This is a genomic window from Streptomyces sp. NPDC089919, from assembly GCF_040684615.1.
Classification (GTDB): domain Bacteria; phylum Actinomycetota; class Actinomycetes; order Streptomycetales; family Streptomycetaceae; genus Streptomyces.
On sequence record NZ_JBFBGK010000004.1, the window covers coordinates 27,748 to 44,274 of the forward strand.

Here is a 16,527-nt window from a genome sequence, read left to right on the forward strand (position 1 = left end):
CCGAGGGTCAGGTGGCGTCGATGTCGAAGCGGCTGCGGGGCGCCTCGGCCGGCTCCGCGGGCTTCTTGGCCAGGTCCGGGCCGGGCAGTGCGGCGGCCGGGTCGGCGGCGGCGACGGGCTCGGTGCCCTTGACGCTGTCGGCGACCTCGTTGAGCTCCTTGCGCAGGTCGAGGCTGCTGCGGATCTCCCGCAGGTCCTCGTTCTCCGTGAGCTGCTTGCGGATGAAGGTCTTCGGGTTCAGGTCCTCGAACTCGAAGTCCTTGAAGTCCGGCCCCAGCTCGGAGCGGATGTCGTTCTTGGCGCTGTCCGAGAACTCCCGGATCTTGCGGATGAAGCGGGAGGCGTCCTGGATGACCTTCGGCAGCTTGTCGGGGCCGAAGATGAGCACGGCGAGGACCACGAGCGTCACCAGCTCGAGTGCGCCTATGTCGTTGAACACCTTGCCGCTCCTCGGTTGTCTCATCCGGTGCCGTCGGGCTGCCACGCATCCGGTGCCGTCGGCCACTGTCGCATCCGGCCCGCACCACGGTACCCGGCGCCCCCCGGGCCCGGATACCGCGTGCGCCGCGGCTTCCGTGGATTCAGCCGCCCGACGTCAGCCGTTCGCCGAACCGAGGACCAGCCGCACCTCGCGGGCGCGTCCGTCGCGGACCACGGTGAGGGTGAGCGGATCCCCCGGCCGGTGGGCGCGGATCTTGATGATCAGCTCCTCACCGCTGTGCACCCGGGTGCCGTCGACCTTCGTGATCACGTCGCCGGGGCGGATGCCGGCCTTGGCTCCCGGGCCGCCGGGGACCACCGGGGTCTTGGTGTCGCGGTCCTTGCTGCCGACCCGCGCTCCGTCGCCGGTGTACTGCATGTCGAGGGTGACGCCGATGACCGGGTGGCTGGCGCGGCCGTGCGCGATCAGCTCCTCGGCCACCCGCTTGCCCTGGTTGACGGGGATGGCGAAGCCGAGGCCGATGCTGCCGGACTGGTGCTGCTTGCCGTCCTCGCCCTTGTCCTCGTTGGCCGCGCGGATGGCGCTGTTGATGCCGATGACCCGGCCCCGGGCGTCCAGCAGCGGGCCGCCGGAGTTGCCGGGGTTGATCGGGGCGTCGGTCTGGAGGGCGTCGACGTAGCTGATGTCGCTGCCGTCGCCCTTGTCGCCGCCGGCGGTGATCGGGCGCTCCTTGGCGCTGATGATGCCGGCGGTGACGGTGTTGGAGAGGTCGAAGGGGGCGCCGATGGCGACGACCGGGTCGCCGACCCGGACGCCGTCGGAGTTGCCCAGCGGCAGCGGGCGCAGCCCGTGGACGCCGGTGACCTTGACGACGGCCAGGTCGTAGCCGGTGTCGCGGCCGACGATGGTGGCGACGGCGCTCTCGCCGCCGCTGAAGGTGACCGTTATCCGGCCGCCGTTCGCGGCGGGCTCGACGACGTGGTTGTTGGTCAGGATGTGGCCGCGGCCGTCGAGGACGAAGCCGGTACCGGTGCCCTGTTCGCCGGAGCCGGAGACGTGCAGGGTGACCACGCCGGGCAGGGCCGTGGCCGCGATGCCGGCCACGCTGTCGGGGGCCCGGTCCGGGCTGCCGGGGGCGGCCTGGGCGAGCTGGACGCTCTGGGTGGCGTTGCGTTCGGCCCAGACCCCGATCCCGCCGCCGAGTCCGCCGGCCACCAGCGCCACGGCCAGCGCCCCGGCCCACAGCTTCCCGGCCGTCACCCCGCCCTTGTCCTTCGCCGGCTTCGCCTCGGCCGCCTGCAGCGGCGCGGCCCAGGGGTCGTAACGGGGGGCGGGCGCGGCGCCGTACGGAGCCGGGGCGGGTGCCGGGTACCCGGCCGCCGGCGCGTCCGGCGCGGGGGGCTCGGCGGGCGTCGGGGGGTCGGCCGGTGCCGCGGGCTCGGCAGGTGCGGTCTGCGCCGGTACCGGCGCGGGCTCGACCGGGGCCGGTACCGGCTCGGGTACGGGGGCCTCGGAGGCGGGGCGCGGCGGCGGGAGGGGGGTGGTCGAGCCGGGCCGGCTCCACCACTGTGGACGCGGCACGGTGTCCGTCGGCTCCGTCGGACGGCCGTCGCTCATGCGCTACTCCCGCGGCATCGGGGCACGCCCCGGGGCGGGGTGCCTGACCTGGATTCAACCAGGTTGCGGCGGCGGGCCGCCGGTGCGGGGTGATTTCCCCCACCCGGCCCGCCCCGGGCCGGGGCCCGGACCCCGGCACCGCGCTCGCGGGCCGGGGTGCCGGGCGGGGCCGGCTCAGCGCGAGAGGGTCGCGGTGGGGGTGGCGTGCCGGACGGGGGCCGGCTGGAGGTAGGGGATGACCGTCACCGGGGGCAGCGGGGCGGGCTGCCCCGCCGGCCGGTGCGAGCGGTCGCGGTCGTCCCGGTCGGAGACCGAGAGGAGCCCCGGACGCCCGGGGCCGACTCCTTCACCCACCGGTGGCGGATCCGCCACCGGGTCCAACGGCAGGGAGCCGCCCAGCGCGAAGGCCGCCAGCGACACCGCGCCGGCCGCCGCGAAGGCGAACCGGCGGCCGCGCACGGCGGAGTGCCGGCCCGTCGCCGGGACGGCGTGGACCGGGAAGGCGAACCGCGGCTCCGGTTCGGCGCCCGCGAAGCCGGGGCCGCCGGAGCCCGGCAGGCCGGGGAAGCCGCCGTCGCCCCCGGGCAGGCCCTGGAGGCGCGCCAGCAGCCCCTCCGAGGGCATCGGCTGGGTCGTCTCGACGAAGAGGTTCTTCACGCGGCGCTGGGCGTCGGCCTCGGCCTTGCACCGGGCGCAGGTGGCCAGGTGGGCGAGGACCCGCTCGCGCGCGTCGTGGTTCAGTTCGCCGTCCACCAGGGCCGCGAGCCGGTCGCCGAGATGGTGTTCCGCTGGTGACGGACTGACTCCGCTCACTCGGTTCCGCCCTCTCCTCCCACCGCCGCCAGCGCCCGCTGCTCCGCCCGGACCTCCGGGGACCGGTGCTTGAGAGCCTTGCGCAGGTGCGAGCGGCCCCGGTGGATGCGGCTGCGCACGGTGCCGAGCTTGACGTCGAGGGTCGCGGCGATCTCCTCGTACGACAGGCCCTCGATGTCGCACAGCACCACGGCCGCGCGGAACTCAGGCGCCAGGGTGTCCAGCGCCTGCTGGACGTCGGCGTCGAAGTGGGTGTCGTGCAGCACCTGCTGGGGGGACGGCTCGCGGCTGGGCAGCCGCTCGGCGGCGTCGTCGGCGAGCGCGTCGAAGCGGATCCGCTGCTTGCGGCGGACCATGTCCAGGAAGAGGTTGGTGGTGATCCGGTGCAGCCAGCCCTCGAACGTGCCAGGGGTGTAGGTCGACAGCGACCGGAAGACCCGCACGAAGACCTCCTGGGTGAGGTCCTCGGCGTCGTGCTGATTGCCCGTGAGGCGGTAGGCGAGGCGGTAGACCCGTGCACTGTGCGTGCTGACGATCTCCTCCCACGAAGGAGGGGTCCACGCCTGCGAACCCGCATCTGCGGCAAAGGTCGCGGTGGTTGCGCTGGGAGCGGAGTGGAAACGGTCAGCGATGTCAGTCACGGATTTCGGCTCACCCGCCGACCTGAAGAGGCGTCTGATCACGCCCCCACGATCCACAGGCGCAGCCGCACCTCCCCTATCGGCTCTGGTGGTGTCCAGTGGAGCCCCTACCATAGCCACCCCGTCCGTCAGCTCCGGATAAGCGTTTTTGCGTGAACTTTGCACGGGGTCCCGGCCGTCCGGCGGACGGTGCCCCACGAAGCTCTCAACGCCCGGTCCCATCTGCGGGTTCCCGCGGCCAACGGATACAGTCACCGTTGCGCCAACTATGGGGACAGGAGAGGGTCATTACCGGCAACCGGCAGACGAGCTGGGCGTTCGCCGACGCGTTTGTCGCCGAGGACGACGCTCTGCGGTGGGCCCGCGACCGGGCGAGGGAGGCGGGCCTGCGCCCGATCGCCCCCGGCACCGGCGCCGCGCTGCGCCTGCTCGCCGCCGCCGCGGACGCCAAGGCGGTCGCGGAGATCGGGACCGGGACCGGAGTCTCCGGCATCCACCTGCTGCACGGGATGCGGCCGGACGGGGTGCTGACCACCGTCGACCCCGAGCCGGACCGGCAGGCCTTCGCCCGCCAGGCCTTCCGGGCCGCCGGCTTCGCGGGCAACCGCGCCCGCTTCATCCCCGGCCGGGCCCTGGACGTGCTGCCGCGGCTCGCGGACGGCGGGTACGACCTGGTCTTCTGCGACGGCGACCCGACCGAGTCCCTCGACTACCTCGCTGAATCGTTGCGCCTTCTGAGGCCCGGCGGGCTGGTGTGCTTCGAGGGGGTCTTCTCCGACGGCCGTACCGTCGACGCCGCCACCCAGCCGCTGGAGGTGCTGCGGATACGGGAGCTGCTGCGCGCCGTCCGGGAGAGCCCGGCCCTGCAGACCGCACTGCTCCCGGTGGGTGACGGGCTGCTCTGCGCGGTCCGGCGCTGAGCCCACGGCCGGCCCCCCGAGCCCGACCGGACGCCGCCCGCACCCCGGACGCAGCACTGCCCCGGTCGCCAGCTGGCGACCGGGGCAGTGGAAGATCAGATTTGCTGACGCGTCAGCCGACGACCTTCTTCAGGGCGTCTCCGAGAGCGTCGGCCTCGTCCGGGGTCAGTTCGACGACAAGCCGACCGCCGCCTTCGAGCGGTACGCGCATGACGATGCCCCGCCCCTCCTTGGTGACCTCGAGCGGGCCGTCGCCCGTTCGCGGCTTCATGGCCGCCATGCTCGTTCCCCTTCCTGAAACCAGCTCATCGTCAGCCGACGGCCCCATTCAGGCGCCTGGAACCCGGCATCGAACACATTGCTTCCCGGCCATTATCCCGCATGTCAGGACCCGATGACCAACCTCGGCTGTGAACGCTTGGGCAACGCGCTTGGCCAAAACCACTCATTTCGGGGATCCAGCTGCGATACTTCGCCGCCGCGCCTCGGGGTCCGGCGGGGCGGGCGATCCGGATTCTTTGACGCACATCACATGCCGGTCCCGGGTGATCTCCGCCATGCTGACCCTGTACCGGCCAGTACCGACCTGGCCGGGTCCGCGACGGAGGGGACCTCACCTGCCATGGCCGACAGCCTGCTCTACGACGTGACCGACGGTCTCGCGACGATCACCCTGAACCGTCCCGAGGCGTACAACTCGCTCGACACGGAGCTGAAGGTCGCGCTGCGGGACACCCTCCGGGAGGCCGGGGCCGACCCCGCCGTCCGGGCGGTGCTGCTCACCGCCACCGGCAAGGCCTTCTGCACCGGTCAGGACCTCAAGGAGCACGTGGGCAGCCTGCGGGCGGCACGCGAGGCCGGCGGCGGGAACGCCCTGAGCACGGTCAGCGAGCACTACAACCCGATCGTCCGGGCGATCACCGAGATGCCCAAGCCGGTGGTGGCCGGGGTCAACGGCGTCGCCGCGGGGGCCGGCTTCGGCTTCGCGCTGGCCGCCGACTACCGGGTGGCCGCCGACACCTCCTCCTTCACCACCGCCTTCGCCGGCGTGGGGCTGACCTCCGACTCGGGCATGTCCTGGACGCTCCCCCGGCTGATCGGCCCCAGCCGGGCCATGGACCTGCTGCTCTTCCCGCGCAGCATCACGGCCCAGGAGGCCCTGGAGCTCGGCATCCTGAACCAGGTCGTGCCCGCCGAGGAGCTGGCCGGGGCGGCGCTGGCCGTGGCCCGCAAGCTCGCCGCCGGTCCGACGGTGGCGTACGCGGCCCTCAAGGAGGCGGTCGCCTTCGGTGCGGGCCGCTCGCTGGCCGACGCCCTGGAGAAGGAGGACGAGCTGCAGACCCGGGCCGGGGCCTCCGAGGACCACGCCACCGCGGTGGCCGCGTTCGTCGCCAAGGAGAAGCCGGCCTTCCGCGGCCGCTGAGGACGGCGGACGGCCGGCCGCGCCGGCGCGGGTCCCTACCGCGCCGCGCAGTCCTCCAGGTGGTCGTTGACCAGCCCGCAGGCCTGCATGAGGGCGTAGGCGGTGGTGGGGCCGACGAAGCGGATGCCGGCCTTCTTCAGCGCCTTGGACAGGGCGGTGGACTCCTCCGTCACGGCGGGCACCTCCGCCAGGGAGGCCGGCGCGGGCCGGCCGGCCTCCGGGGCGTACGACCAGATCAGCGCGTCCAGTTCGCCCGGGGCCCAGCCGGCCAGCACCTTCGCGTTGGCCAGGGTCGCCTCGATCTTCGCGCGGTTGCGGATGATGCCCGGGTCCTCGAGGAGCCGGGCCGCGTCCGTGGCGTCGTACTCCGCGACCGCCGCGATGCGGAAGCCGGCGAAGGCGCTCCGGAAGCCCTCCCGGCGCCGCAGGATGGTGATCCACGACAGGCCGGACTGGAAGGCCTCCAGGCACAGCCGCTCGTAGAGGGCGTCGTCGCCGTGGACCGGCCGGCCCCACTCCTCGTCGTGGTACGCCAGGTAGTCCTCGGCGCTCACGCCCCAGGGGCAGCGCAGCCGGCCGTCCGGGCCCGGTACCGCCCCGCTCACCGCCGGCCGTCCCCGGGCTCGTCGCCGGCCTCGCGCGGCGGCTCGCCGGCGTCCCGCCGGAAGAGGTCCGCACCGCCGACCGCGTGGGCCTGGGCCCCGGCCAGCGCGGCCTCCAGACCCGCGATCCGGGCGTCCCGCTCGGCCAGCTCGGCGCCGAGCCGGGACAGTACGTCGTCCACCTCGGCCATCCGGTAGCCGCGGGCGGTCACCGGCAGGCGCAGCGAGTCGACGTCGGCGCGGGTGACCGGCCGGGCCGGCGGCAGCGCGTCCGCGACCTGCTCGGGATCGGCCTCGGGCAACACCGGCTGCTCACCGCCGCCCACCACGGCGAGGGTGACCCCGGCGACGACCACCACCAGCGCGATCAGCAAGAACCAGAACACGATCAACTCCCCAGGGCCGGACTGTCCGGTCACGATCGTGCCATGCGGCCACGGCGGTTAAGGTCGCAGGCGACGATACGAGGAGGAAGACAGCGGATGCTGCGACTGGGCAGGCGTGAGTTCGCCGCGCACGAACCGGTGATCATGGCCATCGTGAACCGGACCCCGGACTCCTTCTACGACCAGGGGGCGACCTTCCGCGACGAGCCGGCCCTGGCACGGGTCGAGCAGGCGGTGGCCGAGGGCGCCGCGATCATCGACATCGGCGGGGTCAAGGCGGGCCCGGGCGAGCACGTGGACGCGGCCGAGGAGGCCCGCCGCACGGTCGGCTTCGTGGCGGAGGTCCGGCGCCGCCACCCGGACGTGGTGATCAGCGTGGACACCTGGCGGCACGAGGTCGGCGAGGCGGTCTGCGAGGCCGGGGCCGACCTGCTCAACGACGCCTGGGGCGGGGTGGACCCGAAGCTGGCCGAGGTGGCCGCGCAGTACGGCGCCGGGCTGGTGTGCACGCACGCCGGCGGGGTGGAGCCGCGGACCCGGCCGCACCGCACCGAGTACGACGACGTGATGGCCGACATCCTGCGCGTGACGGTGGGGCTGGCCGAGCGGGCCGCCGCGCTGGGCGTGCGGCGGGACGCGATCATGATCGATCCGGGCCACGACTTCGGCAAGAACACCCGGCACTCGCTGGAGGCCACCCGCCGGCTCGGCGAGATGGCGCAGACCGGCTGGCCGGTGCTGGTGTCCCTGTCCAACAAGGACTTCGTCGGCGAGACCCTGGACCGGCCGGTCAAGGAGCGGCTGCTGGGGACCCTGGCGACCACGGCCGTCTCGGCCTGGCTCGGGGCGCAGGTCTACCGGGTCCACGAAGTGGCCGAGACCCGGCAGGTCCTGGAGATGGTGGCCTCGATCCAGGGCCACCGGCCCCCGGCGGTCGCCCGCCGGGGACTCGCCTGAGGCGGGCTGCTACTTCCCGACTTCCTTCGTGACCAGGGCGATCGCCTCGTCGACGTCGTCCGTGACGTGGAAGAGCAGCAGGTCCCGCTCGGAGGCCTTGCCCTGGGCGATGACCGTGCCGCGCAGCCACTCGACCAGACCGCTCCAGTACTCCGTGCCGAACAGCACGATCGGGAAGCGGGTGATCTTCTGCGTCTGGACCAGGGTCAGCGCCTCGAACAGCTCGTCCAGGGTGCCCAGTCCGCCCGGCAGGACCACGAACCCCTGGCTGTACTTCACGAACATCGTCTTGCGGACGAAGAAGTACCGGAAGTTCAGCCCGAGGTCGACGTGCGGGTTGAGGCCCTGCTCGAAGGGGAGCTCGATGCCCAGGCCCACGGAGACGCCGTGGCCCTCCCGGGCGCCCTTGTTGGCGGCCTCCATCGCGCCGGGCCCGCCGCCGGTGATGACGGCGAAGCCGGCGTCCACCAGCGCCCGGCCGATCCGGACGCCCGCCTCGTACTCCGGCGAGTCCGCCGGGGTACGGGCGGAGCCGAAGACGCTGATCGCGGGCGGCAGCTCGGCCAGGGTCCCGAAGCCCTCGATGAACTCCGACTGGATGCGCAGGACCCGCCACGGGTCGGTGTGCACCCACTCGCTCGGGCCGGCCGAGTCGAGCAGCCGCTGGTCGGTCGTACTGCCCGCCTGCACCTGGCCCCGCCGTCGCAGTACCGGGCCGAGCTGCTGCTCCTCCGGCTTGCGCCGCATGCCCTCCGGGTTGCCCATGATGTGCTCCCTCCTGCTGATCGTTCGCATCAGGGTAGGCACACAAGGGTGAAGACAAGCGGAATTCAGTCCGTCAGCCAGGCTCGGAGTCGGTCCTCGCAGTACAGGATGGCCTTGGTGTCGACACGCTCGTCGACCTTGTGGGCCAGCATCGCGTCGCCGGGACCGTAGTTGACGGCCGGCACGCCCAGGGCGCTGAAGCGGGAGACGTCGGTCCAGCCGAACTTGGGCATCGGCAGGCCGCCGACCGCCTCCATGAAGGCCAGCGCGGCCGGGTGGGAGAGGCCGGGCAGGGCGCCGCCGCTGTGGTCGTCGACGACGATCTCGGCCACGCCGCAGTCCGCGAAGACCTCGTGGACGTGCGCCAGCGCCTCCTCCTTGGTGCGGTCGGGGGCGTAGCGGAAGTTCACCGTGACGGTGCAGGCGTCGGGGATCACGTTGGTCGCGACCCCGCCCTCGATGCCGACGGCGTTCAGGCCCTCGTGGTACTCGAGGCCGTCGATGACCGGCTTGCGCGGCTCGTAGGCGGCGAGCTTCGCCAGGATCGGGCCGGCGGCGTGGATGGCGTTGGAGCCCATCCAGCTGCGGGCGGAGTGGGCCCGCTCGCCCTTCGTCCTGAGCAGCACCCGCAGGGTGCCCTGGCAGCCGCCCTCGACCTGCGCGTTGGAGGGCTCCAGCAGGACCGCGAAGTCGCCTTCGAGCCAGTCCGGGTGCGCCTCGGCGACCTTGCCGAGGCCGTTGAGGTCGGCGGCCACCTCCTCGTTGTCGTAGAAGACGAACGTGAGGTCGCGGTTGGGCTCGGGGACGGTCGCGGCGATCCGCAGCTGGACGGCGACCCCGGACTTCATGTCGGTGGTGCCGCAGCCCCACAGCACGCCGTTCTCGTCCAGGCGGGAGGGGACGTTGTCGGCGATCGGGACGGTGTCGAGGTGCCCGGCGAGCACCACCCGCTCGGCGCGGCCGAGGTCGGTGCGGGCGACCACGTTGTTGCCGTACCGGTCCACCGTGAGGTGCGGCAGGGCGCGCAGCGCGAGTTCGACGGCGTCGGCGAGGGCCTTCTCGTTGCCGCTGACGGACGGGACGTCGACGAGCCGGGCGGTCAGCTCGGCGGCGTCAAGGCTGAGGTCGAGCGCGGTATCTGGCATGCTCCCGACCCTAGCGCCCCGGACCTGGATGAGCCTGTGGCGTCCGTCCGGTGGACCACGAGACCGACTCAAGTACGGTGGGCGGCGTGCCCGCTCCCGTGTCCGAATCCAGCCCCCGGCCCCGCCGGCGCCGCCGGCCGCTGCGCCTCGCCGCGGCCGTGTGCGTGCTGCTCGCCCTGGCCGGGTACTTCGCCGCCCAGTACGCCTCCAACGGCGGCGCCGGCGCCCCGCGCTGCACCGTGCGCGCCGCGGGCGGCGGCAGCGGCGAGGGCGCCACGTACGAGATGACCCCCGAGCAGGCCTCGTACGCGGCGACGATCGCCGCGGTGGGCCTCCGCAAGGGGATGCCGGAGCGGGCCCTGACCATCGCGCTGGCCACGGCGATGCAGGAGTCGGGGCTGCGGAACCTGCGCCACGGCGACCGGGACTCGCTGGGGCTCTTCCAGCAGCGGCCCTCGCAGGGCTGGGGCACCGCCGCGCAGATCCTGGACCCGGTGTACTCGGCGGGCATCTTCTACGACCGGCTGGCGGAGGTCCGCGGCTATTCGCGGCTGCCGCTGACGGTGGCGGCGCAGCGGGTCCAGCTGAGCGGCTTCCCGCAGGCCTACGCCAAGCACGAGCCGGACGCGCAGCTGCTGGCCGGGGCGCTGGCCGGGCGGGAGCCGGCCGCGCTGTCCTGCGGCGGACCGGCCGGGCAGGTCGAGGGCTCGGCGGCGACGGTGCGGACGGCGCTGGTACGGGACTTCGGGCCGGGGGTGCTGCGGGGCGGTGCCAAGGGCGCCTCGGCGCCGGCCCCGGGCTCGCCGGTGACCGTGCCGGTCGCCTCCGAGCGGCGGGGGTGGGTGCTGGCGCACTGGGCCGTGGCGCGGGCCGGGGCGCTCCACCTGGCGTCCGTCTCGTACGACGGGCGCGTCTGGACGGCGGGGGCGCACGGCGGGCGGTGGCGGGACTCCGACGCGCGCCGGACCGGGGTCGTGATGACCCCGGCGCCCCGGCCGTAGCGGCCACCGGCCGCTGCACAGGCGTGCGGGACGTCCCCCGTGAGGGGGCGGTGCGCCCCGCGCGGGGGAACCTTCCGGCAGCGGCCTGACCAGGCATTCGAACGGTTTCCCCGGAGACCGATAATGCGATGCGTTACCGATCCTTTACCGAGCGGTACCGCAACCAACCCCGCCCCGCGGCCGGTTGTCATGGCGTACTCGGCGCCCATGCCGGTGACCCCGTCCGTAAGGAGCACCATGTCCCACCCCCTGACCCGCCGGATCGCCCGCACCGCGCTGCTGCTCGCAGCGGGAGCGGCACCCGTGGTCGGTGCGGCCGGCGCGGCGAGCGCGGCGGATGCCACCTCACTCCCGCAGCTCGGTTCGCTCACCGCCGCGGACGGCGCCACCGACCTGGTCGGCGAGGCGACCGGCGCGGCCTCGCACACCGGTCTGGCCACCGACGGCCTCGCGGCCCAGGTGCCGACCGAGGGCGTGCCGGCGGCCCCGGCCGGTCTGGTGCCCGCCGCCCCCTCCCTGGGCGGGCTGCCGCTCGGCGGCCTCGGCGGCTGACCGGCACCGCACGATCCGAAGGCCCCCGGAGCGCTGCTCCGGGGGCCTTCGGGCGTACGGGACGGGGGCCGGGTCAGCCCAGCCGCTTGACCGCCGCCGCGATCCGCTCGTCGGTGGCCGTGAAGGCCACCCGGACGAAGCGCTCGCCCGCGGTGCCGTAGAAGTCGCCGGGCGCCACCAGGATGCCCCGCTCGGCCAGGTACGCGACGGTCTCCCAGCAGGGCTCGTCGCGGGTGGCCCACAGGTAGAGGCTGGCCTCGCTGTGCTCGATCCGGAAGCCGTGCGCCTCCAGCGCGCCGCGCAGGGCCGTGCGCCGGGCGGCGTACCGCTCGCGCTGCTCGGCCACGTGCGCGTCGTCGCCGAGCGCGGCGACCGTGGCGGCCTGCACCGGGGCCGGGGTCATCATCCCGCCGTGCTTGCGGATCTGGAGCAGTTCGCCGAGGACCGCCTCGTCGCCGGTGAGGAACGCGGCCCGGTAGCCGGCGAGGTTGGAGCGCTTGGAGAGCGAGTAGACCGCCACCAGGCCGTCGTACGAGCCGCCGCAGACGTCGGGGTGCAGGACCGAGACCGGATCGGCCTCCCAGCCCAGCTCGAGGTAGCACTCGTCGGAGAAGACCAGCACGCCGTGCTCGCGCGCCCAGGCCACGATCCGGACCAGCTCGTCCTTGGCCAGCACCCGACCGGTCGGGTTGGACGGGGAGTTGAGCCACAACAGCTTCAGGCCGGCCGGGTCCAGGTCCGTGGGGTCGTCGTACACGACCGGTTCGGCGCCGCACAGCCGCGCGCCGACCTCGTACGTCGGGTACGCCAGCCGCGGGTAGCCGACCTTGTCGCCCGGGCCCAGGCCCAGCTGGGTCGGCAGCCAGGCGACGAGCTCCTTGGAGCCCACGACCGGCAGGACGTTGCGGTGGCCGACCGCGGTCGCGCCCAGGCGCCGCTGCGCCCAGCCGGCGATGGCGTCCCGCAGCTCGGCGGTGCCCCAGACGGTGGGATATCCCGGGGAGTCGGCCGCCGCGACCAGTGCCTGCTGGATGTGCGCCGGTACCGGGTCGACCGGGGTACCGACCGACAGGTCGACGATGCCGTCCGCGTGGGCCCGGGCGGTCGCCTTGTACGGCTCCAGTTTGTCCCAGGGGAAGGCGGGCAGGCGGGCGGAGACTGCGGCCACGGGATGTGCTCACTTTCTCGTACGGTCCCCCGCACGGGCGGCGACCCGTACGGGCGGAAAACACATCGGTCCTGTACGGCAGGGCTGCCGTACAGGACCGGGGCGCCGGATCAGTGCTCGGCGTTGATGTCGGCCGGGAGGGCCGCCACGAAGGGGTGGTCGCGCTCGATCAGACCGAGCTTGGAGGCACCACCGGGCGAACCGAGCTCGTCGAAGAACTCGACGTTCGCCTTGTAGTAGTCCTTCCACTCCTCCGGGGTGTCGTCCTCGTAGAAGATCGCCTCGACGGGGCAGACCGGCTCACAGGCACCACAGTCGACGCACTCGTCCGGGTGGATGTACAGGGACCGGGAACCCTCATAGATGCAGTCGACCGGGCACTCTTCGATACAGGCCTTGTCCTTGACGTCGACACAAGGCTCCGCGATGACGTAGGTCACGCTCTCGTTCCTCCTCGGTAGGGCTTTCCATATCGCGCGGGAGCGCGGCGTCGTCGATGCCCGCACCTAGTATCTCCGTTCCCGGGCACGATCCGAACAGGAGGGGCGCACACAGCCGTGGAAATCACTGCCGGTGGACGGTTTGAGGTCCGCATTAACCCGTCTGACGTGGGCAAACGCGTATCGGTACGGCGCCTGAACCCCGAGCGGGACGGCACGGGCACGTTCACTGACACGGTCGGTGTTCTCACATCCTGGAACGGGGGTGTGCTCGTGATCACACGACGAACCGGAGAAACCGTCCACATCGCGGAATCGACGCTGGTTGCGGGCAAGATTGTGCCCCCTGCCCCGGCCCGCAGACGCGGTCCTGCGGCGGGTTTCGAGGAACTTGCGAGCGTGTGCGCCCGGGCCTGGCAGCCCGTGGAGAGCGCCCGCCTGGGCGACTGGGAGCTGCGTGCGGCGGCCCATGACGCCCCCGGCGAGGTGCCCGCGGGCGGGGCCCGGGCCCGGGTGGGCTTCACCCGGCGGGCCAACTCGGTGCTGCCGCTCGGGGAGCCGGGCATACCGCTCGACGATGCACTCGCGCGGGTGACGGCCTGGTATGCGGAACGCGGACTTCCGGCCTATGTGCAGGCGGCCACCGGCGCGGCGGGCACCCAGGAGGTGCTGTGCGCGCAGCTCGAGGCGCGCGGCTGGGTCCGCGAGGTCTCGGCCGAGGTGCGGATCGCGGCGCTGGCGCCGATCGCCGACCGGGTGGCGGACGTCTCCCGGGTCCGGCTCTCGCGGACCGCCGACGCGGCCTGGACGGCGCGCTACCAGCGCTCCGCCGCACCGGCCCCGGAGGTCGCCCAGGTGCTGGCGGCCGGCCCCTCGGTGTGGTTCGCGACGGTGCCCGGCGAGGACGGCACGGCGGCGATCGGCCGCTGCGTGGTGGACGGCCGGTGGGCCGGCTTCATGGCCGTGGAGGTCGATCCGGCCGCCCGCCGGCAGGGGTTGGCGACCCTGGTGATGGCCGCACTGGCCGGGCGGGCGCTGGCGGAGGGCGCCTCGGCGGCCTGGCTCCAGGTCGAGGCCGGCAACGCCGCGGCCCTGGGTCTGTACGACGGGATGGGCTTCGCCCCGCACCACGCCTACCACCACTTCCGGGGTCCCGAGGCCCCGGCGGCGCCGTGAACCGGCGCGAGGAGTTCGCCGCCGAGGCCCGCGCGGAGCGGCCGGACCTGGCGCGGCTGTGCCTGCTGCTGGCCGCCGAGCTGGACCCGGACCCGGCCGGGCCGGCCGCGGCCGAACGCACCCTGGACGAGGCCGAGATCGAGCTGGACCGGCTGGCGGGCGAGCTGCCGTACGCGGCCGGCGGGGCCGGCGGGGCGCGCGGCTGGGCCTCGGCGCTGGCGGAGCTGCTGGGCGGCCGGTACGGCTTCCACGGCGCCCCCGCGGACTACCAGCGGCTGGACTCCTCGCTGCTGCACGCGGTGCTGCGGCGGCGCCGGGGACTGCCGATCCTGCTGTCGGTGGTGTGGATGGAGGTGGCCCGGCGGGCCGGCGCCCCGGTCTACGGGGTGGCGCTGCCCGGGCACTTCGTCGTCGGCTTCGGGGATCCGGCCGAGCGGGTGCTCGCGGACCCGTTCGCCGGCGGCCGGCCGCTGACCGGGACCGACGCGGAGCTGCTGGTGGTGAGCGCCACCGGAGCCCCGCTCGACCCGGCCTATCTGGAGCCGGCAGCTCCGCTGGCCATCGTGCAGCGGGTGCTGGGCAACGTCCGCGCCTGGGCGGCGACCCGGCCGGAGCACTCCGGGGTCCAGCTGGCCGCCCTGGAGCTGGCCCTGCTGCTGCCCTCCCATCCGGCCAGGCTGCGGTACGAACGGGGCCAGTTGCTGGTCCAGCGCGGGGAGTTCGTCCTCGGGGCGCGGGAGCTGGAGTCGTACGCGGAGGTGGTGACGGCCTACGACCCGCCGGCCGCGGAGCGGATCCGGGCGGAGGCGGCCGCGGCCCGGGCGATGCTCAACTAGTTCTCGCGGGGCGCGGGCTAGCTTTCAGCGGATGGCCGCCCGCTGCCCGGGCGGTGGCGCCACCCCCTGGGAACCCACCCGCTGGAGGCATGTGATGAGCCTGGCCCCGATAGTCCACCGCTACGTCGATGTCGGCGACGTGTGCGTCTTCTACCGGGAGACCGGACCGGTCGACGCGCCGGTCCTGCTGCTGCTGCACGGCTTCCCCTCGGGCTCCCAGCAGTACAAGCGGCTGATGGCGGCGCTGGGCGGCGAGTTCCGGGTGATCGCCCCCGACTACCCGGGCTCGGGCCGTACCGAGGTACCGGCCGGGTTCACGTACAGCTTCGAGGCGCTGGCCGAGGTCACCGAGGGCTTCGTCGAGGCCCTGGGGCTGGACCGGTTCACCCTCTACCTCTTCGACTTCGGGGCTCCGGTCGGCTTCCGCCTGGCCGAGCGGCAGCCCGCGCGCGTGGCCGGGCTGATCGTCCAGAACGGCAACGCCTACAAGGACGGACTGTCCTACGCCGCACGGGAGTTCATCGCGCTGCGACGGGAGAACCCGGGCGACGCCGAGCACATCCGGGGGCTCGCGACGCTGGCCGGCAGCCGGTTCCAGTACGAGGCCGGGGTGCCGGACGCCGCGCTGCTCGACCCGGACGCCTGGACGCTGGACCAGCACTTCCTGGACCTGCCGGGCCGCAAGGAGGCGCAGGTGGACCTGGCGCTGGACTACCGGTCGAACGTCTCCCGCTACCCGGTCTGGCAGGCCTGGCTGCGGGCGCACCGGCCGCCGGCGCTGATCCTGTGGGGCACCGGGGACCCGTTCTTCACCGAGGCGGGCGCCCGCGCCTACCTGCGGGACCTGCCGGACGCCGCGATGCACCTCTTCCCCACCGGGCACTTCGCGCTGGAGACCCATCTGCCGCAGATCGCCCCGCTGGTGGCGGACTTCCTGCGCGGGCTGCGGCGGCCGGTCCCGGCGGCCCCGGAGCCGGCGGTCCGGGCCGCGTACGCGGCGTCAGAGCCAGCCCTTCTCGCCGGCTAGCCGGACCGCCTCGGCACGGTTGCGGACGGCCAGCTTCTGGATGGCGGTGGAGAGGTAGTTGCGGACGGTGCCCTGCGACAGGTGCAGGGCGGCGGCCAGTTCGGCGTTGGTGGCGCCGCCGGCGGCGGCCCGCAGCACCTCCCGCTCCCGCTCGGTGAGCGGGTTGGCGCCCTCGGCCAGGGCGGCGGCGGCCAGGGTCGGGTCGATCACCCGCTCCCCCGCCAGGACCTTGCGCACCGCCTCGGCGAGCTGGGCCGCGGGGGCGTCCTTGACCAGGAAGGCCGAGGCCCCCGCCTCCATCGCGCCGCGCAGGTAGCCGGGGCGGCCGAAGGTGGTCAGGACGACGATCTTCAGGGCGGGCAGCGCGGCGTGCAGTTCGCGGGCCGCCTCGATGCCGGTGCGGCCCGGCATCTCGATGTCGAGCAGGGCGACGTCGACCTCGTGGGCGCGGGCGGCGGCCAGCACCTCGTCGCCGCGCGCCACCTGCGCGACCACCTCGATGTCGGGCTCCAGGCCGAGGAGGGCCGCGAGCGCCTCGCGCACCATCGACTGGTCCTCGGCCAGCAGGACGCGGATGGGGGTGCTGGTCATGCTGCCGATCCTAGGGGGCGGGGCC

General features: G+C 74.0%; 19 protein-coding genes and 1 pseudogene. 8 read left to right on the plus strand and 12 right to left on the minus strand.

Features of this window, described 5'->3' with window-relative positions:
• Window positions 1-7 precede the first annotated feature (7 nt).
• The 4 genes and pseudogenes from AB0O40_RS02910 to sigE all read right to left on the minus strand — a co-directional run bounded on the left by AB0O40_RS02910 (window position 8) and on the right by sigE (window position 3,627).
• Window positions 8-439, minus strand: coding sequence for a sec-independent translocase (locus tag AB0O40_RS02910; protein WP_365034964.1), 432 nt, complete (start codon window positions 437-439; stop codon window positions 8-10).
• A 156-nt stretch (window positions 440-595) separates the two neighbouring features.
• Entirely contained in the window at window positions 596-2,059 is a 1,464-nt protein-coding gene (locus AB0O40_RS02915; protein ID WP_365034966.1) for a trypsin-like peptidase domain-containing protein, read from the minus strand.
• Window positions 2,060-2,434: 375 nt separating this feature from the next.
• Window positions 2,435-2,872, minus strand: a pseudogene (locus tag AB0O40_RS02920) (zf-HC2 domain-containing protein); the annotation flags it as partial.
• Entirely contained in the window at window positions 2,869-3,627 is a 759-nt protein-coding gene (sigE, locus tag AB0O40_RS02925; RefSeq protein ID WP_365034968.1) for an RNA polymerase sigma factor SigE, read from the minus strand. The pseudogene AB0O40_RS02920 and the gene sigE, both read right to left, overlap by 4 nt.
• A gap of 143 nt (window positions 3,628-3,770) precedes the next feature.
• Between sigE and AB0O40_RS02930 the strand changes: the two genes are divergently transcribed.
• Window positions 3,771-4,433: a class I SAM-dependent methyltransferase gene (locus AB0O40_RS02930; RefSeq protein WP_365034970.1), complete on the plus strand. Its 663-nt coding sequence runs from the start codon at window positions 3,771-3,773 to the stop codon at window positions 4,431-4,433.
• A gap of 112 nt (window positions 4,434-4,545) precedes the next feature.
• On the opposite strand, the gene AB0O40_RS02935 is transcribed toward AB0O40_RS02930, so the two are convergent.
• Window positions 4,546-4,713 (minus strand): DUF3117 domain-containing protein, encoded by a 168-nt coding sequence (locus AB0O40_RS02935; protein ID WP_003966491.1) that lies wholly within the window; start codon window positions 4,711-4,713, stop codon window positions 4,546-4,548.
• 342 nt (window positions 4,714-5,055) lie between these two features.
• Here AB0O40_RS02935 and AB0O40_RS02940 point away from each other — a divergent pair, with 342 nt between their 5' ends.
• Window positions 5,056-5,856: an enoyl-CoA hydratase-related protein gene (locus AB0O40_RS02940; RefSeq protein ID WP_365034972.1), complete on the plus strand. Its 801-nt coding sequence runs from the start codon at window positions 5,056-5,058 to the stop codon at window positions 5,854-5,856.
• 35 nt (window positions 5,857-5,891) lie between these two features.
• Here AB0O40_RS02940 and AB0O40_RS02945 read toward each other — a convergent pair whose 3' ends face one another.
• Both AB0O40_RS02945 and AB0O40_RS02950 read right to left on the minus strand, forming a co-directional pair.
• Window positions 5,892-6,461 (minus strand): DNA-3-methyladenine glycosylase I, encoded by a 570-nt coding sequence (locus tag AB0O40_RS02945; RefSeq protein WP_365034974.1) that lies wholly within the window; start codon window positions 6,459-6,461, stop codon window positions 5,892-5,894.
• The gene (locus tag AB0O40_RS02950) at window positions 6,458-6,850 is read right to left on the minus strand and encodes a DivIVA domain-containing protein (protein ID WP_365035198.1); all 393 of its coding nucleotides are present in this window, start codon (window positions 6,848-6,850) and stop codon (window positions 6,458-6,460) included. Before AB0O40_RS02950 ends, AB0O40_RS02945 begins: the two co-directional genes overlap by 4 nt.
• A gap of 90 nt (window positions 6,851-6,940) precedes the next feature.
• On the opposite strand from AB0O40_RS02950, the gene folP reads away from it, so the two are divergent.
• On the plus strand, window positions 6,941-7,801 hold the full coding sequence (gene folP, locus AB0O40_RS02955) for a dihydropteroate synthase (RefSeq protein ID WP_365034976.1): 861 nt from the start codon (window positions 6,941-6,943) through the stop codon (window positions 7,799-7,801).
• A 9-nt stretch (window positions 7,802-7,810) separates the two neighbouring features.
• Here the strand turns inward: folP and AB0O40_RS02960 are convergent, their stop codons facing one another.
• Together AB0O40_RS02960 and dapE are read right to left on the minus strand one after the other, a co-directional pair.
• The gene (locus AB0O40_RS02960) at window positions 7,811-8,566 is read right to left on the minus strand and encodes a TIGR00730 family Rossman fold protein (protein ID WP_365034978.1); all 756 of its coding nucleotides are present in this window, start codon (window positions 8,564-8,566) and stop codon (window positions 7,811-7,813) included.
• A 65-nt stretch (window positions 8,567-8,631) separates the two neighbouring features.
• On the minus strand, window positions 8,632-9,711 hold the full coding sequence (gene dapE, locus AB0O40_RS02965; RefSeq protein ID WP_365034980.1) for a succinyl-diaminopimelate desuccinylase: 1,080 nt from the start codon (window positions 9,709-9,711) through the stop codon (window positions 8,632-8,634).
• 86 nt (window positions 9,712-9,797) lie between these two features.
• On the opposite strand from dapE, the gene AB0O40_RS02970 reads away from it, so the two are divergent.
• Together AB0O40_RS02970 and AB0O40_RS02975 are read left to right on the plus strand one after the other, a co-directional pair.
• On the plus strand, window positions 9,798-10,712 hold the full coding sequence (locus tag AB0O40_RS02970) for a hypothetical protein (RefSeq protein ID WP_365034982.1): 915 nt from the start codon (window positions 9,798-9,800) through the stop codon (window positions 10,710-10,712).
• A gap of 237 nt (window positions 10,713-10,949) precedes the next feature.
• Window positions 10,950-11,264 (plus strand): ATP-binding protein, encoded by a 315-nt coding sequence (locus tag AB0O40_RS02975; protein ID WP_365034984.1) that lies wholly within the window; start codon window positions 10,950-10,952, stop codon window positions 11,262-11,264.
• Window positions 11,265-11,337: 73 nt separating this feature from the next.
• Here the strand turns inward: AB0O40_RS02975 and dapC are convergent, their stop codons facing one another.
• Together dapC and fdxA are read right to left on the minus strand one after the other, a co-directional pair.
• A complete protein-coding gene (gene dapC, locus AB0O40_RS02980) occupies window positions 11,338-12,432 on the minus strand; it encodes a succinyldiaminopimelate transaminase (protein ID WP_365034986.1) in 1,095 nt (364 codons plus the stop codon).
• Window positions 12,433-12,542: 110 nt separating this feature from the next.
• Window positions 12,543-12,872 carry a ferredoxin gene (fdxA, locus tag AB0O40_RS02985; RefSeq protein WP_365034988.1) on the minus strand — a complete coding sequence of 110 codons (330 nt, stop codon included), beginning with the start codon at window positions 12,870-12,872 and terminating at the stop codon, window positions 12,543-12,545.
• Window positions 12,873-12,989: 117 nt separating this feature from the next.
• Between fdxA and AB0O40_RS02990 the strand changes: the two genes are divergently transcribed.
• From AB0O40_RS02990 to AB0O40_RS03000, 3 genes are all read left to right on the plus strand, one after another.
• Window positions 12,990-14,048: a GNAT family N-acetyltransferase gene (locus AB0O40_RS02990; protein WP_365034989.1), complete on the plus strand. Its 1,059-nt coding sequence runs from the start codon at window positions 12,990-12,992 to the stop codon at window positions 14,046-14,048.
• The gene (locus AB0O40_RS02995; protein WP_365034991.1) at window positions 14,045-14,884 is read left to right on the plus strand and encodes a transglutaminase-like domain-containing protein; all 840 of its coding nucleotides are present in this window, start codon (window positions 14,045-14,047) and stop codon (window positions 14,882-14,884) included. Before AB0O40_RS02990 ends, AB0O40_RS02995 begins: the two co-directional genes overlap by 4 nt.
• Window positions 14,885-14,978: 94 nt before the next feature.
• Entirely contained in the window at window positions 14,979-15,911 is a 933-nt protein-coding gene (locus AB0O40_RS03000; protein WP_365034993.1) for an alpha/beta hydrolase, read from the plus strand.
• Here the strand turns inward: AB0O40_RS03000 and AB0O40_RS03005 are convergent.
• Entirely contained in the window at window positions 15,885-16,502 is a 618-nt protein-coding gene (locus tag AB0O40_RS03005) for a response regulator transcription factor (protein WP_365034995.1), read from the minus strand. The genes AB0O40_RS03000 and AB0O40_RS03005 overlap by 27 nt on opposite strands.
• Between the last annotated feature and the right edge of the window lie 25 nt (window positions 16,503-16,527).